Origin of the sequence: Salmonella sp. 2020_1459 (assembly GCF_043847915.1) — a bacterium.
Taxonomy (GTDB): domain Bacteria; phylum Pseudomonadota; class Gammaproteobacteria; order Enterobacterales; family Enterobacteriaceae; genus Salmonella; species Salmonella enterica.
This window is the reverse complement of sequence record NZ_JBCMFA010000003.1, coordinates 274002-298458: the sequence shown is the minus strand read 5'-3', so window position 1 is coordinate 298458 and position 24457 is coordinate 274002. Positions and strand designations below refer to the sequence as shown.

Below are 24457 nucleotides of genomic sequence, written 5' to 3'. Positions count from 1 at the left end.
ATGATGCGCTCTTCGTCACGGACTGATTACTGATAAAAAGATGCTGCCTGGTTCAGCACAATAATATCCCGTTCCGCTCAGGTCGATGGTTTACGTGACCATACAGATGAGTGGGAATGAAAGTTAATGATGAGGTCCGTGAATGCCCCGCAGCACCTGGTTCAAAGCGTTATTGTTATTGGTCGCCCTCTGGGGGCCTGCAGTTCAGGCGGATATCGGTTGGCAACCGCTGCAAGAAACTATCCGTAAAAGCGATAAAGATACCCGGCAGTATCAGGCGATACGTCTTGATAATGACATGGTGGTGTTGCTGGTATCCGATCCGCAGGCTGTAAAGTCGCTTTCAGCGTTAGTGGTACCCGTTGGATCGCTTGAAGATCCTGAGGCTCATCAGGGGCTTGCTCATTATCTTGAGCATATGTGCCTGATGGGGTCAAAAAAATATCCGCAGGCGGATAGCCTTGCCGAATACCTTAAAAGACATGGCGGTAGCCACAACGCCAGCACCGCGCCTTATCGAACAGCCTTCTACCTGGAGGTTGAAAACGACGCGCTACCAGGCGCCGTAGATCGCCTGGCCGACGCCATTGCCGCGCCATTGCTCGATAAAAAGTATGCCGAACGCGAACGAAACGCGGTGAATGCCGAGCTGACGATGGCGCGCACCCGCGACGGTATGCGTATGGCGCAGGTAAGCGCCGAAACCATTAACCCGGCGCATCCAGGCTCGCACTTTTCTGGCGGCAATCTGGAAACGCTAAGCGATAAGCCGGGCAATCCGGTGCAACAGGCGTTGAGCGCTTTTCATGAAAAATACTATTCATCTAATCTGATGAAGGCGGTGATTTACAGTAATAAACCCTTGCCGGAGCTGGCGCGTATTGCCGCCGCAACCTATGGCCGCGTGCCGAATAAACAGATTAAAAAACCGGAAATTACCGTACCTGTCATCACCGAGGCGCAGAAGGGCATCATTATTCATTACGTGCCGGCGCTACCGCGTAAAGTGCTGCGCGTGGAGTTTCGTATTGATAACAATAGCGCGCAGTTCCGTAGCAAGACCGATGAACTGGTCTCTTATCTGATTGGCAATCGTAGCCCGGGGACGCTCTCTGACTGGCTGCAAAAACAAGGACTGGTCGAAGGTATTAGCGCGGATTCCGATCCGATTGTTAATGGTAACAGCGGCGTATTTGCCATTTCGGCAACGCTGACCGATAAAGGTTTGGCCAATCGTGATGAAGTCGTCGCAGCTATCTTTAGCTATCTCAATACGTTACGTGAAAAAGGGATAGATAAACGTTACTTTGACGAGCTGGCGCATGTGCTGGATCTCGACTTCCGCTATCCGTAGATTACCCGCGATATGGACTATGTCGAATGGCTGGCGGACACTATGATCCGCGTCCCGGTAGCGCATACGCTGGATGCGGCGAATATCGCCGATCGTTACGATCCTGCCGCTATCAAAAATCGCCTGGCGATGATGACGCCGCAGAATGCGCGCATCTGGTACATCAGTCCCCAGGAACCCCATAATAAGACGGCGTATTTTGTGGATGCGCCTTATCAGGTCGATAAGATTAGCGAACAGACGTTTAAAAACTGGCAGCAAAAAGCACAGGGCATTGCGTTGTCGCTGCCGGAGTTAAACCCCTATATTCCTGATGATTTTACGCTTGTTAAGAATGACAAAAACTACGTGCGGCCAGAACTGATTGTCGATAAAGCGGATTTGCGCGTGGTTTATGCGCCGAGTCGTTATTTCGCCAGCGAGCCAAAAGCTGACGTGAGCGTGGTATTGCGTAACCCGCAGGCGATGGACAGCGCCCGCAATCAGGTACTGTTCGCCCTTAATGATTATCTGGCGGGAATGGCGCTCGATCAGCTCAGCAACCAGGCGGCAGTGGGCGGCATTAGCTTTTCTACTAACGCCAACAATGGTCTGATGGTCACTGCGAACGGTTATACCCAGCGTTTGCCGCAGCTTTTCCTGGCGTTGCTGGAAGGATATTTTAGCTACGACGCCACGGAGGAACAGCTGGCGCAGGCGAAATCCTGGTATACGCAGATGATGGATTCTGCGGAGAAGGGAAAAGCCTACGAGCAGGCGATTATGCCGGTGCAGATGATTTCGCAGGTGCCTTATTTTTCCCGTGATGAACGTCGCGCTTTGCTGCCGTCCATTACGTTGAAAGAGGTAATGGCCTATCGTAATGCGTTAAAAACGGGCGCTCGTCCGGAATTTCTGGTTATAGGGAATATGAGCGAAGCCCAGGCGACCTCTCTGGCGCAAGATGTTCAAAAACAGCTCGCGGCGAACGGATCGGCGTGGTGTCGCAACAAAGACGTGGTGGTTGAGAAAAAGCAGTCCGTAATATTTGAAAAAGCGGGCAGTAGCACCGACTCCGCGTTAGCCGCGGTCTTTGTTCCGGTCGGCTACGACGAGTACGTCAGCGCTGCCTACAGCGCGATGTTAGGTCAGATTGTTCAACCGTGGTTTTACAATCAGCTACGAACCGAAGAGCAACTGGGATACGCCGTTTTCGCCTTTCCGATGAGCGTTGGCCGTCAGTGGGGAATGGGGTTCCTGCTACAGAGCAACGATAAACAGCCCTCTTACCTGTGGCAACGCTATCAGGCATTTTTCCCTGACGCCGAGGCGAAGCTGAGGGCGATGAAGCCGGAAGAGTTCGCCCAAATTCAGCAGGCGATCATTACGCAAATGCGCCAGGCGCCGCAAACGTTGGGCGAAGAAGCATCCCGTTTAAGCAAGGATTTCGATCGGGGTAATATGCGCTTTGACTCGCGTGATAAAATCATCGCTCAGATAAAATTGCTGACGCCACAAAAGCTTGCCGATTTCTTCCACCAGGCGGTGGTGGAACCACAAGGTATGGCAATATTGTCACAGATTGCCGGTAGCCAGAATGGAAAAGCAGAATACGTGCATCCGACAGGCTGGAAAGTGTGGGATAACGTCAGCGCTTTGCAGCAAACGTTACCTCTAATGAGCGAAAAGAATGAATGATGTCGCCGAGACTCTTGATCCTCTGCGCTTGCCCCTGACAGGCGAGCGTTTGATTGAAGCATCAGCGGGCACAGGCAAAACGTTTACTATCGCGGCGCTGTATCTGCGGCTACTGCTCGGTTTAGGCGGCAGCGCCGCATTTCCCCGTCCGTTGACCGTTGAAGAACTGCTGGTGGTAACCTTTACGGAGGCCGCCACTGAAGAGCTGCGTGGGCGAATCCGCAGTAATATCCATGAGTTGCGCATCGCCTGTCTGCGGGAAAGCACGGATAATCCGCTTTATGCCCGCTTGCTGGAAGAAATTAGCGACAAAAAGCAGGCCGCACAGTGGTTATTACTGGCGGAACGACAAATGGACGAGGCCGCGGTTTTTACCATCCACGGTTTTTGCCAGCGTATGCTCAGCCTGAACGCTTTCGAATCCGGTATGTTGTTTGAGCAACAGCTTATTGAAGACGAATCTTTGTTGCGTTATCAGGCCTGCGCCGATTTCTGGCGGCGTCATTGCTATCCGCTGCCGCGCGACATCGCGCAGGTGGTGTTTGACGTGTGGAAGGGACCGAAGGCGCTCTTAAAGGATATCGATCGTTATCTGCAGGGCGAAGCGCCGGTCATTAAAGCGCCGCCATCGCAGGAGGAGACGCTGGCATCGCGCCATGAACAGATCCTGGCGCGCATCAACCAGGTGAAGCAGCAGTGGTGTGAGGCGGTTAGCGAGCTGGACGCGCTGATCGAATCATCCGGCATCGATCGCAGAAAATTCAACCGCGGCAATCAGGCGAAATGGATCGAAAAGATCACCGCGTGGGCGCAAGAAGAGACGAAAAACTATCAATTACCCGAGGCGTTGGGAAAATTTTCACAGCGTTTTTTAGCTGAGCGCACCAAAGCTGGCGGCGTGACGCCCCAGCACCCATTGTTTGTCGCCATTGATAACCTGTTGGGCGAACCGCTATCGATTAAAGATCTGGTTCTTACCCGAGCGCTATCAGAGATCCGTGAAACGGTGGCTCAGGAAAAACGCCGGCGCGGCGAGCTGGGGTTTGACGATATGCTCAGCCGTTTAGATACCGCGCTGCGTAGTGAAAGCGGCGAGGCGCTGGCTGCGGCGATTCGTACCCGTTTTCCGGTGGCGATGATCGATGAATTTCAGGATACCGACCCACAACAGTACCGTATTTTTCGCCGTATCTGGCGACATCAACCCGATACGGCGCTATTGCTGATTGGCGATCCTAAACAGGCGATTTATGCGTTTCGTGGCGCGGATATCTTTACCTACATGAAGGCTCGCAGCGAAGTGAGCGCGCACTATACCCTTGACACTAACTGGCGCTCCGCGCCGGGGATGGTGAATAGCGTTAACAAGCTGTTCAGTCAGATGAATGACGCCTTTATGTTCCGCGATATTCCCTTCAGTCCGGTAAAGTTTGCGCCCAGAAACCAGTCGCTGCAATTTAAAGTGAATGACGCGCCTCAACCGGCGATGACCCTGTGGCTAATGGAGGGGGAAAGCTGCGGTTCGGGCGATTATCAAAGTTATATGGCGCAGGTGTGCGCCACGCAAATTCGCGACTGGCTGCGCGCCGGGCAAACGGGCGACGCGCTGCTGACGAACGGCGATTCGTCGCGGCCCGTTCGCGCCTCGGATATCAGCGTGTTGGTGCGCAGCAGGCGGGAAGCCGCGCTGATACGGGATGCGCTGACCTTACTGGCGATCCCTTCCGTCTATCTTTCAAACCGCGACAGCGTATTCGAAACGCTCGAAGCGCAGGAAATGCTGTGGGTGTTGCAGGCGGTGATGGCGCCCGAACGTGAGAATACGCTGCGTAGCGCTCTGGCGACATCAATGATGGGCCTTACCGCGCTGGATATCGAAACGCTTAACAATGATGAAAATGCGTGGGATGCGGTTGTCGAAGAGTTTGATGGCTACCGACAGATTTGGCATAAACGCGGCGTGATGCCTATGCTGCGCGCGCTAATGTCGGCGCGCAATATTGCTGAAAACCTGCTGGCGACGGCGGGAGGTGAACGTCGGCTGACGGATATTCTGCATATTAGCGAACTGTTACAGGAAGCCGGTTCGCAGCTGGAAAGCGAACATGCGCTGGTGCGTTGGCTGGCGCAACATATCCTTGAACCCGATAGCAATGCTTCCAGCCAGCAACTACGTCTGGAAAGCGATAAGCATCTGGTGCAAATCGTCACCATTCATAAATCGAAAGGTCTGGAATACCCGCTGGTCTGGTTACCTTTTATCACCCATTTCCGCGTGCAGGACCAGGCTTTTTATCACGACAGGCACTCCTACGAGGCGGTGCTGGACCTTAGTCACGCCGAAGAGAGCATAGCACTGGCGGAAGCCGAACGCCTGGCGGAAGACCTGCGCCTACTTTATGTCGCGCTGACCCGTGCAGTGTGGCATTGCAGCCTCGGCGTCGCGCCGCTGGTACGGCGTCGCAGCGATAAGAAAGGCGAGACGGATGTGCACCAAAGCGCGCTTGGGCGACTCCTGCAAAAAGGCGAACCGATGGATGCCGCAGGCCTTCGCGCCTGTATTGAGGCGCTATGCGACGAGGATATCGTGTGTCGAACGCCAGGCAATACGGATAACGACCGCTGGCAAATTGCCGCTGCCTCGCACGCGGAACTCAGTGCCAGAACGCTGCAACGCCTGCTTTATGATAGCTGGCGCGTCACCAGTTATTCCGGTTTGCAGCAGCGGGGACATAGCGTGGCGCAAGATCTTATTCCTCGTCTCGACATTGACGCCGCAGGCGTTGGCGAAGCGGCGGAAGCGCCGGCAATGACGCCGCATCACTTTCCTCGCGGGGCATCGCCGGGAACATTTTTGCACAACCTGTTTGAAGAGCTTGATTTTACTCAACCGATAAACCCCCAATGGGTACAGGAAAAACTGGAGCTGAGTGGTTTTGAGACGCGATGGGAGCCCGTACTTACCCGCTGGCTGGACACCGTGTTGCACGTTCCCCTTAACGAGACGGGCGTTAGTCTGAGCGTGCTGACCGAGCGTGAAAAACAGGTCGAAATGGAGTTTTATCTGCCGATTGCCCAGCCGCTTACCGCCGGAGAGCTGGATGCGTTGATTCGTCGATACGACCCGCTTTCAGCAGGTTGCCCTGCGCTGGATTTCATGCAGGTTCGCGGCATGTTAAAGGGCTTTATCGACCTGGTTTTTCGTTATGAGGGGCGCTATTACCTGCTCGACTATAAATCTAACTGGCTGGGCGAGGATAGCGCCGCTTATACCCAGACGGCGATGGCTGCGGCGATGCAGGCGCATCGCTATGATTTGCAGTACCAGCTTTATACGCTGGCATTGCACCGTTACCTTCGTCATCGCATGGCGAATTACGACTATGAACGCCATTTCGGCGGCGTCATCTATCTCTTTTTACGCGGGGTGGATAGCGAACGTCCGCAGCAGGGTATTTTTACCACTCGTCCTGCGGCGGCGTTAATTAACCAACTGGATGATATGTTTGCAGGTGAAATGAGTGAGGAGGCGCAATGACAATCCAGGAGCGGTTGCTGGAGGCCGTTGAACAAAAACTCTTACGGCCCATTGATGCCCAGTTTGCTTTAACCGTCGCCGGTAACGACGATCCCGCCGTGACGCTGGCGGCAGCGCTGCTTAGTCATGACGCAGGTGAAGGTCACGTGTGTCTGCCGTTGTCGCGTTTAACGTTAACGGAGGAGGCGCATCCCTTACTGGTCGCCTGGATAAGCGAAACGCCTACGCCAATCGACTGGAAAAAGCGGTTACTGGCGTCTGCGGCGGTTAGCTGCGGCGATAGCCCCGCGCCGTTAATTCTGTGCGGCGATCGTCTCTACCTGAATCGCATGTGGTGCAACGAACGTACGGTTGCGCGCTTTTTTAACGAGGTTAACCAGGCCATCGCCGTAGATGAAGATCAGTTATCCCGTATTCTGGACGCGCTATTCCCTCCGACAGAGGAGGTGAACTGGCAAAAGGTGGCCGCCGCCGTAGCGCTAACTCGCCGTATCTCCGTGATTTCAGGCGGTCCCGGTACCGGTAAAACCACCACCGTCGCGAAGCTGCTGGCGGCATTAATTCAAATGGCGGATGGCGAACGTTGCCGTATCCGGCTGGCGGCGCCGACCGGGAAAGCGGCCGCACGCCTGACGGAGTCGCTCGGCGCGGCGTTGCGTCAGCTTCCTCTTACCGATGCGCAGAAAAAGCGTATACCGGAGGACGCCAGTACGCTGCACCGACTGCTGGGCGCACAGCCCGGCAGCCAGCGATTACGCCATCATGCGGGCAACCCGCTGCATCTGGACGTGCTGGTGGTCGATGAAGCATCAATGATTGATTTGCCGATGATGTCACGTTTGATTGACGCTCTGCCGCCGCACGGGCGGGTCATTTTTCTTGGCGATCGCGATCAGTTGGCATCCGTTGAGGCGGGCGCTGTGTTGGGCGATATTTGCGCCTATGTCAACGCAGGGTTTACGGCGGAACGCGCCCGACAGCTAAGTCGACTCACAGGGAGCGCCATTCCGGCGGGGGCCGGAATGCAAGCCGCGTCTTTACGCGATAGCCTCTGTTTATTGCAAAAGAGCTACCGTTTCGGCAGCGATTCTGGCATCGGCAAGCTGGCGGCGGCGATTAACTGCGGCGACAGGTCGGCAATCCAGGCTGTTTTTCAGCAGGGGTTTAGCGATATAGAGAAGCGTACATTGCAAAGCAGCGACGATTATGCCAGGATGCTGGATGAAGCGCTGGCGGGCTATGGTCGCTACCTGCGGTTGCTGCATGAAAAAGCGGCGCCGGAGGCAATCCTTCAGGCTTTCAATGAGTATCAACTGCTTTGTGCGCTGCGCGAAGGCCCATTTGGCGTGAGGGGACTGAATGACCGCATTGAGCAGGCGATGGTGCAGCAACGAAAAATTCAGCGGCATCCGCACTCTCGCTGGTATGAAGGGCGTCCGGTAATGATTGCGCGCAACGATAGCGCGCTGGGGTTATTTAACGGCGATATTGGTATTGCGCTCGATCGCGGGCAGGGGTTACGCGTCTGGTTTGTGATGCCGGACGGCACGATCAAGTCCGTTCAGCCCAGCCGTCTGCCGGAACATGATACAACCTGGGCGATGACGGTACATAAATCACAGGGGTCTGAATTTGATCACGCCGCGCTGATTTTACCCAGCCAGCGTTCGCCGGTCGTGACGCGGGAGCTGGTGTATACCGCTGTTACGCGGGCGCGGCGGCGGTTATCGCTGTATGCCGATGAACGGATCCTGGCAGGCGCGATTGTGACGCGTACGGAACGGCGCAGCGGGTTAGCCACCTTATTTGATGAAGTCAGTCGTACCGGATAAGACGAGTTCTCGCCGGATGGCGACGCGTAGCGTCTTATCCGGCCTCCAAATGATGCTTTCGAGCGTAGGCCTGATAAGCGCAGCGCCATCAGGCCCACCTTGTTATCCTAAATCCGCCATCAGCACCTTTGAACGTCGCTGATAGTTATACATTTTTTTCTTGCTCTCAGGCAGTAACTCAATATCGACAGGCGTAAAACCGCGCTCCTGAAACCAGTGAATACTGCGCGTCGTCAGCACAAACAATTTACGCAGCCCCATTTGCCGCGCCTGGGCGGCAACCCGCTCCAGAAGCACTTCTCCACGCGATGAGCTGCGGTAATCCGGATGTACCGCTACGCAGGCCATTTCGCCTATTTTCTCTTCCACAAAAGGATACAGCGCCGCGCAGGCGATAGTCATATTATCGCGCTGAATAATGGTAAATTTATCGATCTCCATCTCCAGTTGTTCACGGGAACGGCGTACCAGAATGCCCTGCTGTTCCAGTGGGCGGATAAGCTCCAGAATACCGCCAATATCGTTGATGGTGGCGCGGCGGATCTGCTCGGCGCTCTCCATGACGATCTGCGTACCGATACCGTCACGCGAGAACAGTTCCTGTAATAGCGAGCCATCTTCCTGATAGCTGATCAGATGGCAACGACGAACGCCGCTACGACAGGCTTTTACCGCGCCGCGCAAAAAACGTACGGTTCCGGAGTTGTAGTCGCCCTGCGCTTCCAACTCTTCCACCCGCGCCTGTGCTTCATTCGGGAAGAGTTCAGAAATGATGCCGCCCTCGCTATTGGTAACGCCCTGAGAAGAACAGAAACCGATCATTTTTTCCGCTTTCAGTTTAACGGCGAGTTGAGTGGCAATCTCTTCTGAGGTCAGATTAAAACTTTCGCCGGTCACTGAGACGGCGACCGGCCCCATCAGAACGATCGCGCCGTTATCCAGCTGGCGGTTGATCGCATCTTCATCAATGCGCCGGATACGGCCGCTATGACAGTAGTCCACGCCATCATCAACGCCCAGCGGCTGCGCAATGGTGAAATTGCCGCTGACGACATTAATGTGCGCGCCCTGCAACGGCGTATTGTTCAGACTCATCGACAGACGGGCGGTAATATCAAGCTGGAGTAAACCGGCGGCCTGTTTCACCAGCTCCAGTGCTTTGGCGTCCGTCACCCGCGTGTTTTTGTGGTAAATCGGTTCATGATGATGCGCGGCCAGATTGGCGTCGATTTGCGGTCGCGCGCCATACACCACGACAAGGCGAATACCGAGGCTATGCAGTAGCCCGATATCGCTAACGATGCTGGAAAAATTGTCATGCTCAATGGCTTCTCCGCCGAGCATAATGACAAAGGTTTTTCCGCGATGGGTGTTGATATAGGGAACTGAATGGCGAAACCCTTCTACCAGTTCGGTTTTACGTTCCTTTATCATTGCGCGCCCCACTAGTGAATTATTATTCGAAATTGGTGTATTTTTATTCTGTTTTTGCCCTCTGTGCAAGCGTAAATTTTATGCGGTCCGATCGCTTTTCTTAGTAATGCCGTGAATATAAAAAGAATGTTTACCCTTTTATAGATGACAGATTATGCGTCATTCGCTAAAGTTTCCGGTCAATTTGGATGAACTTTGTATGATCTCTATTTAGTTTTTGCTCGGGAGAAGCATGTCGGGAGCCAATTCAGCAATCAGCCGTCGCCGTTTACTACAAGGCGCGGGCGCCATGTGGCTATTAAGCGTGAGCCAGGTCGGGCTGGCTGCCGTAAGCCAGGTCGTTGCGGTGCGTATCTGGCCTGCGTCCAGCTATACCCGCGTCACGGTAGAGTCGAATCGTCTGCTGAAATATAAACAATTTGCCTTAAGTAACCCGGACCGCGTGGTAGTAGATATTGAGGATGTGAATCTGAACTCGGTGCTTAAAGGCATTGGCGCGCAGATTCGCAGCGACGATCCGTATATCAAATCCGCAAGGGTAGGGCAGTTTGATCCTAAGACTGTGCGTATGGTCTTTGAGCTAAAACAAAACGTGAAGCCGCAGCTATTTGCGCTGGCGCCTGTGGCAGGCTTTAAAGAACGTCTGGTGATGGATCTTTATCCTGCCAATGCGCAGGATATGCAGGATCCGCTGCTGGCGCTGCTGGAAGACTACAATAAAGGCGATCTGGATAAGCAGGTGCCGCCTTCGCAAAGCGGGCCGCAGCCCGGTAAAGCGGGGCGCGACCGCCCCATTGTTATTATGCTTGATCCGGGACACGGCGGCGAAGACCCCGGCGCGATAGGCAAATACAAAACGCGTGAAAAAGACGTGGTGCTCCAGATAGCCCGCCGCCTGCGCGCGTTGATCGAAAAAGAAGGCAACATGAAGGTCTATATGACGCGCAATGAAGACATCTTCATTCCGTTAAAAGTCCGGGTGGCGAAAGCGCAGAAACAGCGCGCCGACCTGTTTGTCTCTATTCATGCGGATGCCTTCACCAGCCGGCAGCCTAGCGGTTCATCCGTATTCGCACTATCGACCAAAGGCGCCACCAGTACCGCGGCGAAATATCTGGCGCAAACGCAGAACGCCTCGGACTTAATTGGCGGCGTGAGCAAAAGCGGTGACCGTTATGTCGACCATACGATGTTCGATATGGTGCAATCGCTGACCATTGCCGATAGTTTGAAATTCGGTAAAGCGGTGTTGAAGCAGCTTGGTAAAATTAATGACCTGCATAAAAACAAGGTCGAGCAGGCGGGGTTTGCGGTGTTAAAGGCGCCCGATATTCCGTCTATTCTGGTCGAGACGGCGTTTATCAGTAACATTGAAGAAGAACGCAAGCTCAAGACCGCGACGTTCCAGCAACAGGTCGCAGAGTCGATTCTGGCGGGCATTAAAGCGTATTTTGCCGATGGGGCGACGCTGGCGAGAAGAAGTTAACCTGAGATGACGGCGAGTTTATTGCGCGGGTAAGTAGGATGCTGCCCGCACTGTCGTTGCGGACCAGACGACAGATACAAAAAAACACCCGTAAGGGTGTTCATTAAGTTGGTTGCGGGGGCCGGATTTGAACCGACGACCTTCGGGTTATGAGCCCGACGAGCTACCAGGCTGCTCCACCCCGCGTCCGTCTAAACTTGCATTCTCATTGTAATTGGTTGCGGGGGCCGGATTTGAACCGACGACCTTCGGGTTATGAGCCCGACGAGCTACCAGGCTGCTCCACCCCGCGTCCGTGGATGCGCACTATACTCCGCTGAGCTTTTGTTGCAACCCTTTTTTCATATAAATCGCTAATTTCTCATGAATTGCGCAAATACACCGCAGATAGCGCGATTTTTAAACGAATTTACATAATGAGATCGCGATCGCATTTCATTACTCCGGACGGTTTGTTATCTTCACCGGGCACTTTCGATTACGCAGAAGACGAGACACCATGAAAGGACGTTGGGCAAAATATGTGGCGACAGGCGTAATGCTGGCAATGCTGGCTGCCTGTTCATCAAAACCGACCGATCGCGGTCAGCAATATAAGGACGGGAAATTTACCCAGCCCTTCTCCCTGGTAAACCAGCCGGACGCGGTGGGCGCGCCGATTAATGCTGGTGACTTTGCCGAGCAGGTCGACCAGATCCGTTCCGCGTCGCCGCGTTTATACACCAATCAAAGCAACGTCTATAACGCTGTCCAGAACTGGTTACGTTCCGGAGGCGATACGCGCACTATGCGCCAGTTTGGTATTGATGCCTGGCAGATGGAAGGCACCGACAACTACGGTAACGTCCAGTTCACGGGCTACTATACGCCCGTCGTTCAGGCTCGCCATACGCGCCAGGGCGCGTTCCAGTACCCTATCTATAGTATGCCGCCAAAACGCGGACGCTTACCGTCCCGCGCCCAGATCTACGCAGGCGCGCTGAGCGATAAATACATCCTGGCCTGGAGTAATTCGCTGATGGATAACTTTATTATGGATGTCCAGGGCAGCGGTTATATTGATTTCGGTGATGGTAGTCCGCTGAACTTCTTTAGTTATGCCGGTAAAAACGGCTGGCCTTATCGCAGTATTGGTAAAGTGCTTATCGATCGCGGTGAAGTGAAAAAAGAAGATATGTCGATGCAGGCTATACGCGAATGGGGAGAGAAGCATAGCGAAGCGGAAGTGCGTGAATTACTGGAGCAGAACCCGTCGTTCGTCTTCTTTAAGCCGCAATCTTTTGCGCCGGTCAAAGGCGCCAGCGCCGTACCGCTGATTGGGCGAGCATCCGTCGCCTCCGACCGCAGCATCATTCCGCCTGGCACGACCTTGTTGGCGGAAGTACCGTTGCTGGATAACAACGGTAAATTTAGCGGTCAGTATGAGCTACGTTTGATGGTCGCGCTGGATGTCGGCGGAGCGATTAAAGGCCAGCACTTTGATATTTACCAGGGAATTGGCCCGGATGCCGGGCATCGTGCCGGATGGTATAATCACTATGGTCGCGTCTGGGTGTTAAAAAGCGCGCCGGGCGCCGGTAACGTGTTTAGCGGCTGATTGTGGTATTCTGCGACAACCGGATTGCCCGATAACGCGATCGCTATTGGGCCTGAAAATAGTGAGCAGGGGTGAGGAATAACCTCACCTTTTTTTATTCTGAGGTCATATGTCAGTGGTGATAAGTGATGCCTGGCGCCAACGCTTTGGCGGCACCGCGCGTCTGTACGGTGAAAAAGCGCTGCAGCGGTTTGCTGAGGCGCATATCTGCGTCGTGGGAATCGGCGGGGTGGGATCATGGGCGGCAGAGGCGCTGGCGCGTACGGGCATCGGCGCGATTACGCTGATTGATATGGACGATGTCTGCGTGACCAATACGAACCGTCAGATCCATGCGTTGCGTGATAACGTCGGGTTGGCGAAAGCGGAAGTGATGGCCGAACGGATTCGGCAAATTAACCCGGAGTGCCGGGTAACGGTTATCGATGATTTCATCACGCCGGATAATGTGGCGGGTTATATGAACGCGGGTTTTACCTATGTCATTGACGCCATTGACAGCGTTCGTCCAAAAGCCGCGCTGATTGCGTACTGTCGCCGATATAAGGTTCCTTTAGTGACCACTGGCGGCGCGGGCGGGCAGATCGATCCGACGCAAATCCAGGTCGCTGATTTGGCGAAAACCATCCAGGATCCGCTGGCGGCAAAACTGCGCGAGAGATTGAAACATAATTTTGGCGTAGTGAAGAACAGTAAAGGTAAGCTGGGCGTGGACTGCGTTTTTTCCACCGAAGCGCTGGTTTACCCACAGGCGGACGGTTCCGTATGGGCGATGAAAGCTACCGCAGAAGGGCCAAAACGGATGGATTGCGCCTCTGGCTTCGGCGCGGCGACGATGGTGACGGCAACGTTCGGTTTTGTCGCCGTTTCCCATGCGCTGAAGAAGATCATGGCTAAAGCGGCGCGACAAGAATAAAAGGACGGGGCGGAGTGTCACGCAGACGCGTATCCGGCCCTGCGCCCTTCGTTAGCGAAAGAAGCGCTGTACCCTGCCGAACACCGGTTTCAGACGGGCGCGGAGATAATGGGAATATAAATTTTCAGATATGCATAGAAACAACCCGAACCATACCGCACAAAAGCAGAGCAGTTCCGCGTAATTAATGTGTTCGCCAAATATCATAATGGCAAGTAAGAACTGTAAAGACGGCTCTATATATTGCGCCAGTCCGGTGACAATCAACGAGGTGTGATTTAACGCGATGGCAAATAATACCAGTGGAATGATCGTCACTGGCGCCGTCATGACATACAAAAAGAAAGGAGTATTAGCGGATATAATTGGTCCGGTATCGCTAAAGAGAAAAATTAATAGTGAGACAGGCAATGCCCATAATGTTTCAATCGTTATCGATGTCATCACATCATAATGTATAAACTTTCGCGCCAGGCCATATAGCGCAAATGATAATCCCATGGTTAGCGCCAGCGCCGGGAAATGCCGTAACATGATAATTTGAAAAGTCAGGCCACAGACACCAGAAAAAACGGCGATGGCCTGAAACAACGACAGTTTTTCTTTAAGAAAAATGCATCCCAGCGCAATAACAAATAGCGGGTTGATAAAATAGCCGAGGCTGGCATCAAGCACCAGATGATGGGTTAGCGCATAAATAAAAGATGACCATGAGACAATCATCAAAAGTCCGGCGATCATGCAGAAGAAAAAAGATTTTTTATCTTTCCAGGCATCATGAAATCGCGTTCGCTGCCGAAATAACAATCTTACTGCCAGTAATAATGGAATTGACCAGAACACCCGGTATATCAATATTTGTGCGAGATTTCCCCCTGATAAATATTGATAATATAAAGGTGTTAACCCCCATAATATAAATGCCAGTACCACAAACATGGTACCGCTACGCAGATATTTTTCCACTTATCCATATCCTGTTATAACTTCACCCGATACGTATGAATTTTCCAGTTCTCCTGCTACGCTACATCGAGTGGCTTTATTTACTCTAAAATCTTCACGCCGTTTTAACATGGATTCTAACATTGTAATTTCATTGTGATAGCTGATAAAAATCAAAAGAATGTTTATCAGGGAAATCTGACGCCGAAACTAATAAAGTGACTGGATTATTTTATCTGCATCGCCTGACCGCCGCGGACGGCGCTGTCAGGCGACAGAATATTTACGCTATTTCAACGCTTATGCGTTGCGGCAACAATCGCTTCGCTCAGCGCGTTCAGCCCCTGACTGCGTGAGGCGCTAAGCTGGGCGCGTAAACCCAGCTCATCAAACAGCGCCAGCGGTGAACGAGCCTGCAACTCGGCGGCGTTTTTTCCTTCCACCGCGGTGAGCAATACCGCCAGCAGGCCGCGGACAATCCGCCCCTCACTGTCGCCGAAAAAGTGCATCGTTCCGTTATCTGATCGGGTAAAGCCCAGCCAGACGCGGTTCTCGCAGCCGGCTATCTCCTTCGCCTGCGCTTTGCATTCATCCGGCAGAGCGGGGAGCTGTTTTCCTAACAGAATCAACTGACGATATTTATCCTCCCACTGGGTCAGCGGGAGAAAGATAGCGCGTAACGTCTCTTCCGTTACCGTTGTGCCGAACGGGTGTCCGGTATAAAGAGGGGTTGTCATTAATCCACCAGCAGTTCCAGCGCGCGGTCAACGGCGTTAACCAACGCATCCACATCATGTTGGGTATTATACGGCGCAAAAGAGGCGCGCAGAGTCCCTGTGACGCCAAGTTCCGCCAGCAATGGCTGGGCGCAATGTTGCCCGGCCCGGAGCGCAATACCGTATTCCGCCAGCAGCGTCACCATATCGCCGTGGTGCACGCCGACAAAATCAAAGGCCAGCAGGCTGGCGTCCTGGCAGCGGAACGAACGAAAGCCCGGACGTTTCGCCAGTGCGTCTTCCGCCAGCGTCGCCAGCCCCCGGCTCCAGTTTTCGGCCTGTTCAATATCGATATCGGACAGCCATTCCAGCGCAGCGCTCAGGCCGATGACCCCGGCGACGTTCGGCGTCCCCGCTTCCAGTTTCCAGGGAGCGCTTTGAGTGGTGAAGCCTTCAAAGCTAACGTCACGGATCATCTTGCCGCCGCCGAGCCAGGGCGACATCGCCTCAAGAAGCTCCGGCTTACCGTACAGCACGCCGATACCGGTCGGGCCATACAGTTTGTGAGCGGAAAAAGCATAAAAATCGATATCAAGCTGCTGGACATCCGCCGGGAAGTGTACCGCGCCTTGCGCGCCATCTACCATCACGACCATTCCCGCTGCGTGAGCGGTGCTGATAGCGCTTGCGAGATCCGGGCAGCCGCCCGTTACGTTCGACATTTGCCCCAGCGCCAGAATCCGGCTGCGCGACGTGATCAGTTCCGGCAGACGCTCAACATCAGGAAGACGCCGGTCATTAAGCGGCAGTTTTATGACCTGCGCGCCGGTTTGTTGCGCCACCATCAGCCAGGGCACAAGGTTGGCGTGATGCTCGGCGACGCTAACGATAATTTCATCGCCGGGGCGCAGACGAGGACGGGCGTAACACTGCGCCACCATGTTGATCGCTTCGGTGGTGCCGCGTGTCCAGACGATACTTTTTTCATCGGGCGCGTTTAACAGTCGCGCTGCTTTTGCTCTGGCCGCTTCATATTGCGCCGTCAGGCGCTGCGCCTGCGCAAACTGGCTACGATGAACGTTACCGGCGCTCAAATAATAAAACTGGTGCGTGGCGTCAATGACTGCCTGTGGCTTTAATGCCGTGGCGGCGCTATCGAGATAAACACCCGCATCGGCTAGCGCGGGAAACTGCGCGCGAAACTGCGTGGGATTAAAAGCGTTCATGATATTCCTCGGTTCAGTTTACCGATCGTGGCGTAAAAGCGCGGCTGATACAAGGTTTGTCCTAACCATCGGAATCGTCTGTATATCCTGGCGAATTATGTAAAGGAGGTTATGCTGAATAATGTTAGGCGAATGTTTAAGCCTGTTACGGAGTCCGCTTTAAATAGCACAAACAGCTTTAAGGAGAAGAAGATGAAAAAGACTGCCGCAATTATCTCTGCATGTATGCTGACTTTTGCCCTGAGCGCCTGTTCCGGTCCTAATTACGTTATGCACACCAATGATGGACGTAGCATTGTGACCGACGGTAAACCCCAGACCGATAACGATACCGGTATGATTTCGTATAAAGACGCTAATGGCAACAAACAGCAGATCAATCGTACTGACGTGAAAGAGATGGTGGCTCTGGAAAACTAACCGTTTGTTATACAAAAAAAAGCACCGCAATATGGCGGTGCTACATTAATCACTATGGACAGACAGGGTAAATGTACAGGAAGTGAAAAAGGGTAGTCTCGCTACCGTGGTCTGAATCGCAGACCAATTGCAAACACAACAACACAACATCACAACCGTAAGCCAAAAGCCCATCAGAACACGCATTCCGATAAAACTTTTCGTTCCGGCTCAGGAAGTGCCGCCACTATAGGTATTTGCTGGTAGAACCTCAACGGACAATTTATAATGTCTCAGATTAAAAAAACTAATAGGTTACATGTTGTTACCTATTTGTTAAATTCATTCGACATTAAGTCCAGAGGCCATGTCAAAACGATTACCTCCTTTAAATGCGTTACGCGTTTTTGATGCTGCCGCGCGCCATTTGAGCTTTACGCGAGCAGCGGAAGAACTTTTTGTGACGCAGGCCGCAGTAAGCCACCAAATTAAGTCACTTGAGGATTTTTTGGGGCTAAAACTGTTCCGCCGCCGCAATCGTTCGCTGCTGCTGACGGAAGAAGGCCAAAGCTATTTTCTCGACATTAAAGAGATATTTTCCCAGCTCACGGAAGCAACGCGTAAGCTCCAGGCGCGCAGTGCCAAAGGGGCGCTGACGGTGAGTTTACCGCCCAGTTTTGCCATCCAGTGGCTGGTGCCCAGGCTCTCCAGCTTTAACTCAGCTTATCCGGGAATTGACGTTCGGATACAAGCCGTTGACCGTCAGGAAGATAAACTGGCAGACGATGTCGATGTCGCGATTTTTTATGGCCGGGGAAACTGGCCGGGCTTGCGCGTCGAAAAATTATACGCAGAATATTTACTGCCCGTCTGTTCTCCTTTATTACTCACAGGCGAAAAACCGTTAAAAACGCCGGAAGATCTGGCGAAACACACGCTATTGCACGACGCCTCCCGGCGTGACTGGCAGGCCTATACTCGTCAGTTAGGGCTCAACCATATTAACGTTCAGCAAGGGCCGATATTTAGCCACAGCGCGATGGTGCTACAGGCCGCTATTCACGGACAGGGGATCGCGCTGGCGAATAATGTTATGTCGCAGTCGGAAATTGAAGCCGGGCGACTGGTGTGTCCATTTAACGATGTTCTGGTGAGTAAGAATGCTTTTTATCTGGTTTGTCATGACAGCCAGGCAGAACTGGGTAAAATAGCCGCCTTCCGTCAGTGGATTTTGGCGAAGGCGGCGACGGAGCAAGAAAAATTCCGTTTTCGTTACGAACAATAATTAACTTAGGGTATGACCATGACCAGCCGTTTTATGCTGATTGTCGCCGCTATCAGCGGTTTTATTTACGTTGCTCTGGGCGCGTTCGGGGCGCATGTTTTGAGTAAAACCCTGGGCGTGGTTGAAATGGGCTGGATTCAGACCGGCCTGCAATATCAGGCGTTCCATACGCTGGCGATCTTTGGCCTGGCGGTGGCGATGCAGCGCCGTATCAGCATCTGGTTTTACTGGAGCAGCGTTTTTCTGGCGCTGGGCACGGTGCTGTTTAGCGGCAGTCTGTACTGCCTTGCGCTTTCGCATCTGCGCCTGTGGGCGTATATCACGCCTGTCGGCGGCGTCAGTTTCCTGGTGGGCTGGGCGCTATTGCTGATTGGCGCCATTCGTATGAAACGTAAGGGCGCGAGCCATGAATAAAGTTGTATTGCTCTGCCGTCCGGGGTTTGAAAAAGAGTGCGCTGCAGAAATTACCGATAAAGCGGGAAAACGGGAAATATTTGGTTTTGCACGCGTAAAAGAGAACGCAGGCTATGTCATTTATGAATGCTACCAGCCGGAAGATGGCGAAAAGCTGATTTCAGAACTGCCGTTCAGTTCGCTGATTTTCGCCCGCCAGTGGTTTGTGGTGGGTGAACTGCTGCAACATTTACCGCCGGAAGACAGAATTACGCCGGTTGTCGGCATGTTGCAGGGCGTAGTGGAAAAGGGCGGCGAGCTGCGAGTTGAAGTCGCCGACACCAATGAAAGTAAAGAACTGATGAAGTTCTGCCGCAAATTTACGGTGCCGCTGCGCGCGGCTTTGCGTGATGCGGGCGTATTGACGAATTATGAAACGCCGAAGCGTCCGGTCGTTCATGTCTTTTTTATCGCGCCAGGATGCTGCTATACCGGTTATTCGTTCGCGCATAACAATTCACCGTTTTATATGGGCATCCCGCGTTTGAAGTTTCCGTCTGATGCGCCGAGCCGCTCAACGCTGAAACTGGAAGAGGCGCTCCACGTTTTCATCCCGGAAGATGAGTGGGATGAACGTCTGGCGAACGGCATGTATGCGGTGGATTTGGGTGCCTGTCCCGGCGGATGGACGTACCAGTTAGTGAAGCGCAATATGTGGGTCTACTCCGTAGATAACGGCCCGATGGCGCAAAGCCTGATGGACACCGGGCAGGTGACCTGGTTGCGTGAGGATGGCTTCAGGTACCGTCCGAACCGGAATAATATTTCATGGATGGTCTGCGATATGGTGGAGAAGCCGGCCAAAGTCACCGCGTTAATGGCGCAGTGGCTGGTGAACGGCTGGTGTCGGGAGACGATTTTTAACCTTAAACTGCCGATGAAAAAACGCTATGAAGAGGTGTCGCATAACCTGGCGTATCTTCAGGCGCAGTTGGATGAGCATGGCGTTAATGCGCAGATCCAGGCGCGTCAGCTTTATCACGATCGCGAAGAAGTGACGGTACACGTGCGTCGGTTGTGGGCGGCTGTTGGCGGGCGTCGCGACGAGCGATAAAAACGCGCTGCCGTCATCCGGCGCGTCATCAGCGCCGGATGGCGCACGCTTATCCGGCCTATGACTGCGGCGCATCTGAAACAATATGCGTCACGTCATCCAGATGGCCGATGCGCGCCTCTCCTGAACGATTAAATTTACTTTTATCAATCAATAATAAAGACTGCGAGGCGCGCCTGAGCAGGATAGATTTAAAATCGGCGTTGATCGCATTGGAGTCCCACAGATCGCCGCCGCCGTCGATCCCCTCACAGGAAAAGATGAACAGATCGATATCAAGCGATTTTAGCTGTGAGATAAGCGACGGATTAACGTAACAGCCATATTTACGTTCAAGCTGGCCGCCGGAACTTATCAGCGCAATGCGTTCGCGTTTTCCCAGCTCCTGACAGATAGGATGGCTATTGGTAAAAACCTGAATGGGAATATCCGGCAACTGGCGGGCCAGATACCAGCAGGTTGAACTGGCATCCAACGCAATCGTCATTCCTTCTTCTATCCACGCTAACGCTTCACGGGCAATATCGGCTTTATGCGCATAATGGCTTTTCAGGCGGATATGGAATGGATCGCCGCTGTCCTGATTTTCACGATGAATATATTTAGCTCGTCCGTGATTACGCAGCACTTTTCCCTGCGTCTGTAGTTCACTGAGATCGCGGCGGATGGTCTCTTTACTGACGTTAAGCCGGGTGGCCAGCGCTTCGGTGGTCAGACTTTTATGATTGATCAGCAGATCGACTATCGCTTGTTGGCGTGCCGCTTTCATTTTTCTCACCCCATCATTCGATGAACGCCCGCGTCATGCGGGCGCACCGGCAAGAGATTACGGCGTTACCCCTTTTTTTAAAAGAATATTTCCGTACTTCGCGCACTCTCCTGTGATAACGATCGCAAACGCTTTTTGCGCCCGCTCATAAAACGCATAGCGGTCGATACGGACGATATCCGGGCACGGCGCTTCTAATGACAAGGCATCGCGATAACGCGCTTCAACGCTGGGGTCGAGCGTGTCGCCTTCCACGGCGGCCATCATCACCAGCGGCGGGGCGTAGCTATCCAGCTCAAAGAGCGGAATGATTGCCCGCAGTAGATCGCTGACGCTAAGACCATCGGCGCGAATCACCTGCGGGCCCAGGCTATGCGCGGGAAAGTGAGCGTCGGAAAAAATGATTTCGTCCCCGTGGCCCATCTCGGCCAGCACTTTGAGCAGTGTCGGGGAAATTAACGGTGAAATGGTTTTTAGCATTTCATACTCCCTCAATAATTTCAGGTTCGGTTTGCGGCCAGAAATAGCGATACTGATAATTGACCTGCGCGCGCGCCTGCTCCGGGCTACTAAATTCGCCTACGCCGTACCAGCCAAACATGGCAGCGCCGGCCACGGTGGTTTCCGCGTCGTCCAGCACTTTGATAGGGAGAGCAAGCTGATTCGCTTTAATTTGATTCCATAAAGCGTTGCGACTGCCGCCGCCAACCAGTAACAGTTCTGTGGCGTTAAAATGACCGATTTTCTCCAGCGTGCGCAGATTACGCTGAAGTTGCGCCGTCAGGCCTTCCAGCGCGGCGCGATAGAAATGGCCGCGGGTGGTATTGAGCGTCACGCCCTGCCAGCCTGCATTTTGGCAGGCGAGCAGATCGCACTGCATCCGTACGCCTTCCGCGCCAGCGGGAATAGCGCGCGCTTCGTCGATCAGCGTTTGCCATGGTGTTTCCGGCGTCCACAGCAGTTTTCGTACCCATTCGAGTACACCGGAGGCCAGCCACTGCATTCCGGGGTTATAAAGCCCCGACTGACTGTCCAGTTCACAGGTCGAGCCCGGATACTGACTGAGCAGCGAGGTATCCACCTGACCGCTGCGTACCATCAGAATCTCCCATGTTCCGGAGGAGAGCACCGGTTCACCTTGCTGCGCGCCAGCGCCGAATAACGCGAACTGAGTATCGTGTCCGGCAGAGATCACCGGCACACCCGCCGGGAGACCGAGTAGCCTGGCCGCGTCTGTCTGTAGCGTGCCTATCTGGGCGCCTGCTTCCACGATACGCGGAAACAGGCGGCGCGCCAGGCCCGTCGCCTGCAGGATTTCCGGACTAAAGTCGCGCTGATGGATATCCAGTAGCTGGCTGGTGCCTGCCATAGTGATATCGGTCGTAAACTCGCCGGTCAGACGGTGGTTAATCAGCGACGAGATAAACAGCCAGCAGTGAGCTTGTTCCAGCAGGCGCGGATGATTCTCTTTAAGCCAGACCAGTTTATACAGCGTGTTAAAACTGAACGCGCCGACGCCGGAGAGCGTCTGCAATTGCCGGGGCGAGATAAAGCGCTCAATCGTTTCCATCACGGCGGCGGTTCGCGGGCATTTCCAACTGATGACCGGGTAGAGCAGCTTACCCTGCGCATCGACCAGCGCGCCATCGACGCCGAACGTAGTCACCGTAATACCGCGAACAACACACTCCGACAGGGCGCTGGAGAGTGACCTGCAGCAGTCGGCGAAACGTTGCAGGATGGCGTCCAGCGACCACTGATGCCAGGCGCTATTTTCTGCGGCAATGTCGCTGGCGTTAGCGGTTGAGGCGCGGGCGACAATTTTCCCCTGGCGATCAACGGCGATCGCCCGAACGTTTGTCGCACCGCAGTCGAGAACCAGGATAACGTCTTGTTTCATAGATAACTCCATAAACGCCGCCCGATGGCGCTACGCTTATCCGGCCTACGGTTCACGAGCCCGTAGGCCCGGTAAGCCTGCGCCACCGGGCTAAGCCGCATTAACGTTTATACAGCGGGCCATAATTCTGGCAGGCGCGATAATCCTGGCCTTCGATATCCATACCGTGAGCCGCCCAGGCGGAAGGACGGTAGATCTTCGCCTCCTCCACGTTGTGCATACATACCGGGATACGCAGCATCGCGGCGAGAGTAATAAAGTCTGCCCCTACATGGCCGATGGTGAGTACGCCGTGGTTAGCGCCCCAGTTCGCCATCACCGAATAGACATCGGTAAACGGGCCTTTGCCGGTAAGACGCGGCGCAAACCAAGTAGTAGGCCAGGTAGAGTTGGTGCGGGCATCAAGCTGATCGTGCATCGCTTTCGGCAGTTCGACGCTCCAGCCCTCGGCGATTTGCAGTACTGGTCCCAGGCCTTTAATGATATTCACGCGGGTCATGGTGAATGGCACGCCGCCTTCGGTCAGGAAACGGGATGAGTAGCCGCCGCCGCGGAAGTATTCGTGAATCGCCGGGCACCATTCGGTGGCCGCCAGACACGCATCCGCCTCTTGTTGGCTGATTTCCCAGTGTGGTTTCATGGTCGGCTTGCCTTCGCTGTCGCGCTGTTTACAGGCACCGTCCAGAGCGGCAGAACCGGAATTAATCAGGTGAATAATGCCGTGTTCCGCCAGGCCGCTGAGCGCCTGGCCGGTGACGCGTTCTACGGCTTCCGGCGACCAGTAGGTTCGCACGTCGGCGAATATCTGCGCGGTACCAGTGAGTTGATGGCCGAACAGCATCGCTACGCCGTTCAGACTGTCATTTTCGGTGGCGACGACAAACGGTTCGCGTACGCCATTCCAGTCAAAAGAGCTATTGAGCAGCGCTTCGGCGGTATCGCCGTTCGGGTATTGATCGGTCCAGTGGCGCTGGCCCTGGAAGCCGGCGGCAATGGCGTTGTAGCCCAGCGATTCTTCAACTAACCCTTTGTCTGCCAGCGTCTTGTTGCCCTGCATCATGTCGCGAATACACATCGCCATCAGCAGGCTCTCTTTTAACACCGCGCGGTTCTGGGCTTCATTGCGCTTATACTGCGAGGCGTTCTGATCTTCGCCGTAGCGGAAGTTTTTATCCGCCCACGCCAGCGCCATCGCCAGTTCGGCCTCATCATAAATTTTTTGATCGATACGGCGGCGCAGTTCGGTCATATCTACCGCTTGCACCTTCATGCCCAGCCAGGATTCAAAGAAGTTATGATCGACAATGGAACCCGCGATCCCCATCGACACGCCGCCGACGGAGAGGTAGCTTTTGCCTTTCATACTGGCTACCGCTAACCCTGCCCGCGCAAAACGCAGCAGTTTTTCTTCGACGTCGGCGGGAATGGAGGTATCGTCGGCATCCTGCACGTCATGGCCATAAATGGAGAACGCTGGAATGCCTTTCTGGCTGTGCGCCGCCAGCGCCGCGGCAAGGTAAACCGCCCCAGGACGCTCTGTGCCGTTAAAGCCCCAGATGGCTTTCGGACGCATCGGGTCCATATCAATGGTTTCGCTGCCATAGCACCAGCACGGCGTAACGGTAATGGTCACGCCCACGTTCTGGCTACTGAATTTTTCTTCACAGGCGGCGGATTCCGCCATTCCGGCAATACAGGTATCCGCAATGACGCACTCCACCTGTGCCCCGCAGGCGTGGCGGATTTTCTCGGTGATGAGCGCCGCCGTCGCTTTCGCCATGTTCATGGTTTGTTCTTCGAGCGACTCGCGTACGCCCATACGACGTCCATCAATCACCGGGCGGATACCGATTTTCGGTAAGCTGATTTTTTTCAT

Annotated in this window: 17 protein-coding genes, 2 tRNA genes and 1 pseudogene; 10 read left to right on the top strand and 10 right to left on the bottom strand. The window is 54.0% G+C overall.

From position 1 onward, the window contains the following. Positions 1-142: 142 nt before the first annotated feature. From ptrA to recD, 3 genes and pseudogenes are all read left to right on the top strand, one after another. Positions 143-3031 (top strand): annotated as a pseudogene (ptrA, locus tag ACH0VJ_RS09880) (pitrilysin). Beyond that, positions 3024-6569 carry an exodeoxyribonuclease V subunit beta gene (recB, locus tag ACH0VJ_RS09875; protein ID WP_001000530.1) on the top strand — a complete coding sequence of 1182 codons (3546 nt, stop codon included), beginning with the start codon at positions 3024-3026 and terminating at the stop codon, positions 6567-6569. Before ptrA ends, recB begins: the two are co-directional and overlap by 8 nt. Next, positions 6566-8401 (top strand): exodeoxyribonuclease V subunit alpha, encoded by a 1836-nt coding sequence (gene recD, locus ACH0VJ_RS09870; protein ID WP_000155147.1) that lies wholly within the window; start codon positions 6566-6568, stop codon positions 8399-8401. Before recB ends, recD begins: the two co-directional genes overlap by 4 nt. A 102-nt stretch (positions 8402-8503) precedes the next feature. Here the strand turns inward: recD and argA are convergent, their stop codons facing one another. Beyond that, positions 8504-9835, bottom strand: coding sequence for an amino-acid N-acetyltransferase (argA, locus tag ACH0VJ_RS09865; protein WP_000588964.1), 1332 nt, complete (start codon positions 9833-9835; stop codon positions 8504-8506). Positions 9836-10067: 232 nt separating this feature from the next. Here argA and amiC point away from each other — a divergent pair, with 232 nt between their 5' ends. Next, on the top strand, positions 10068-11321 hold the full coding sequence (gene amiC, locus ACH0VJ_RS09860) for an N-acetylmuramoyl-L-alanine amidase AmiC (RefSeq protein ID WP_000011919.1): 1254 nt from the start codon (positions 10068-10070) through the stop codon (positions 11319-11321). Between the two features lie 109 nt (positions 11322-11430). On the opposite strand, the gene ACH0VJ_RS09855 is transcribed toward amiC, so the two are convergent. Together ACH0VJ_RS09855 and ACH0VJ_RS09850 are read right to left on the bottom strand one after the other, a co-directional pair. Then, positions 11431-11507: transfer RNA gene (locus ACH0VJ_RS09855), tRNA-Met, on the bottom strand. A gap of 29 nt (positions 11508-11536) precedes the next feature. Beyond that, positions 11537-11613, bottom strand: a tRNA-Met gene (locus ACH0VJ_RS09850). A 207-nt stretch (positions 11614-11820) separates the two neighbouring features. Here ACH0VJ_RS09850 and mltA point away from each other — a divergent pair. Together mltA and tcdA are read left to right on the top strand one after the other, a co-directional pair. Beyond that, a complete protein-coding gene (gene mltA / locus ACH0VJ_RS09845; RefSeq protein WP_000678621.1) occupies positions 11821-12918 on the top strand; it encodes a murein transglycosylase A in 1098 nt (365 codons plus the stop codon). A 109-nt stretch (positions 12919-13027) separates the two neighbouring features. Beyond that, positions 13028-13834 (top strand): tRNA cyclic N6-threonylcarbamoyladenosine(37) synthase TcdA, encoded by an 807-nt coding sequence (gene tcdA, locus ACH0VJ_RS09840; RefSeq protein ID WP_079833543.1) that lies wholly within the window; start codon positions 13028-13030, stop codon positions 13832-13834. 51 nt (positions 13835-13885) lie between these two features. Here tcdA and rarD read toward each other — a convergent pair whose 3' ends face one another. The 3 genes from rarD to csdA all read right to left on the bottom strand — a co-directional run bounded on the left by rarD (position 13886) and on the right by csdA (position 16721). Beyond that, positions 13886-14773 carry an EamA family transporter RarD gene (gene rarD, locus ACH0VJ_RS09835; RefSeq protein WP_014343890.1) on the bottom strand — a complete coding sequence of 296 codons (888 nt, stop codon included), beginning with the start codon at positions 14771-14773 and terminating at the stop codon, positions 13886-13888. A 299-nt stretch (positions 14774-15072) separates the two neighbouring features. Beyond that, positions 15073-15516: a cysteine desulfurase sulfur acceptor subunit CsdE gene (csdE, locus tag ACH0VJ_RS09830; protein ID WP_000211082.1), complete on the bottom strand. Its 444-nt coding sequence runs from the start codon at positions 15514-15516 to the stop codon at positions 15073-15075. Continuing rightward, the gene (csdA, locus tag ACH0VJ_RS09825) at positions 15516-16721 is read right to left on the bottom strand and encodes a cysteine desulfurase CsdA (protein ID WP_000991069.1); all 1206 of its coding nucleotides are present in this window, start codon (positions 16719-16721) and stop codon (positions 15516-15518) included. Before csdA ends, csdE begins: the two co-directional genes overlap by 1 nt. Before the next feature lie 192 nt (positions 16722-16913). Here csdA and ACH0VJ_RS09820 point away from each other — a divergent pair, with 192 nt between their 5' ends. The 4 genes from ACH0VJ_RS09820 to rlmM all read left to right on the top strand — a co-directional run bounded on the left by ACH0VJ_RS09820 (position 16914) and on the right by rlmM (position 19912). Continuing rightward, positions 16914-17141, top strand: a complete 228-nt coding sequence (locus tag ACH0VJ_RS09820; RefSeq protein ID WP_000750393.1) for a YgdI/YgdR family lipoprotein — start codon at positions 16914-16916, stop codon at positions 17139-17141. Positions 17142-17487: 346 nt separating this feature from the next. Continuing rightward, entirely contained in the window at positions 17488-18405 is a 918-nt protein-coding gene (gene gcvA / locus ACH0VJ_RS09815; protein WP_000044410.1) for a glycine cleavage system transcriptional regulator GcvA, read from the top strand. An 18-nt stretch (positions 18406-18423) separates the two neighbouring features. Continuing rightward, on the top strand, positions 18424-18819 hold the full coding sequence (locus ACH0VJ_RS09810; protein WP_000203913.1) for a DUF423 domain-containing protein: 396 nt from the start codon (positions 18424-18426) through the stop codon (positions 18817-18819). Further along, entirely contained in the window at positions 18812-19912 is a 1101-nt protein-coding gene (gene rlmM / locus ACH0VJ_RS09805; protein ID WP_001045499.1) for a 23S rRNA (cytidine(2498)-2'-O)-methyltransferase RlmM, read from the top strand. Before ACH0VJ_RS09810 ends, rlmM begins: the two co-directional genes overlap by 8 nt. A 58-nt stretch (positions 19913-19970) precedes the next feature. Here rlmM and fucR read toward each other — a convergent pair whose 3' ends face one another. From fucR to fucI, 4 genes are all read right to left on the bottom strand, one after another. After that, positions 19971-20681, bottom strand: coding sequence for an L-fucose operon activator (gene fucR / locus ACH0VJ_RS09800; RefSeq protein ID WP_000642330.1), 711 nt, complete (start codon positions 20679-20681; stop codon positions 19971-19973). Positions 20682-20738: 57 nt separating this feature from the next. Next, a complete protein-coding gene (fucU, locus tag ACH0VJ_RS09795; protein ID WP_000920848.1) occupies positions 20739-21161 on the bottom strand; it encodes an L-fucose mutarotase in 423 nt (140 codons plus the stop codon). 1 nt (position 21162) lies between these two features. Then, positions 21163-22581 (bottom strand): L-fuculokinase, encoded by a 1419-nt coding sequence (fucK, locus tag ACH0VJ_RS09790; protein ID WP_000806784.1) that lies wholly within the window; start codon positions 22579-22581, stop codon positions 21163-21165. 100 nt (positions 22582-22681) lie between these two features. After that, the gene (gene fucI / locus ACH0VJ_RS09785) at positions 22682-24457 is read right to left on the bottom strand and encodes an L-fucose isomerase (RefSeq protein ID WP_000724121.1); all 1776 of its coding nucleotides are present in this window, start codon (positions 24455-24457) and stop codon (positions 22682-22684) included.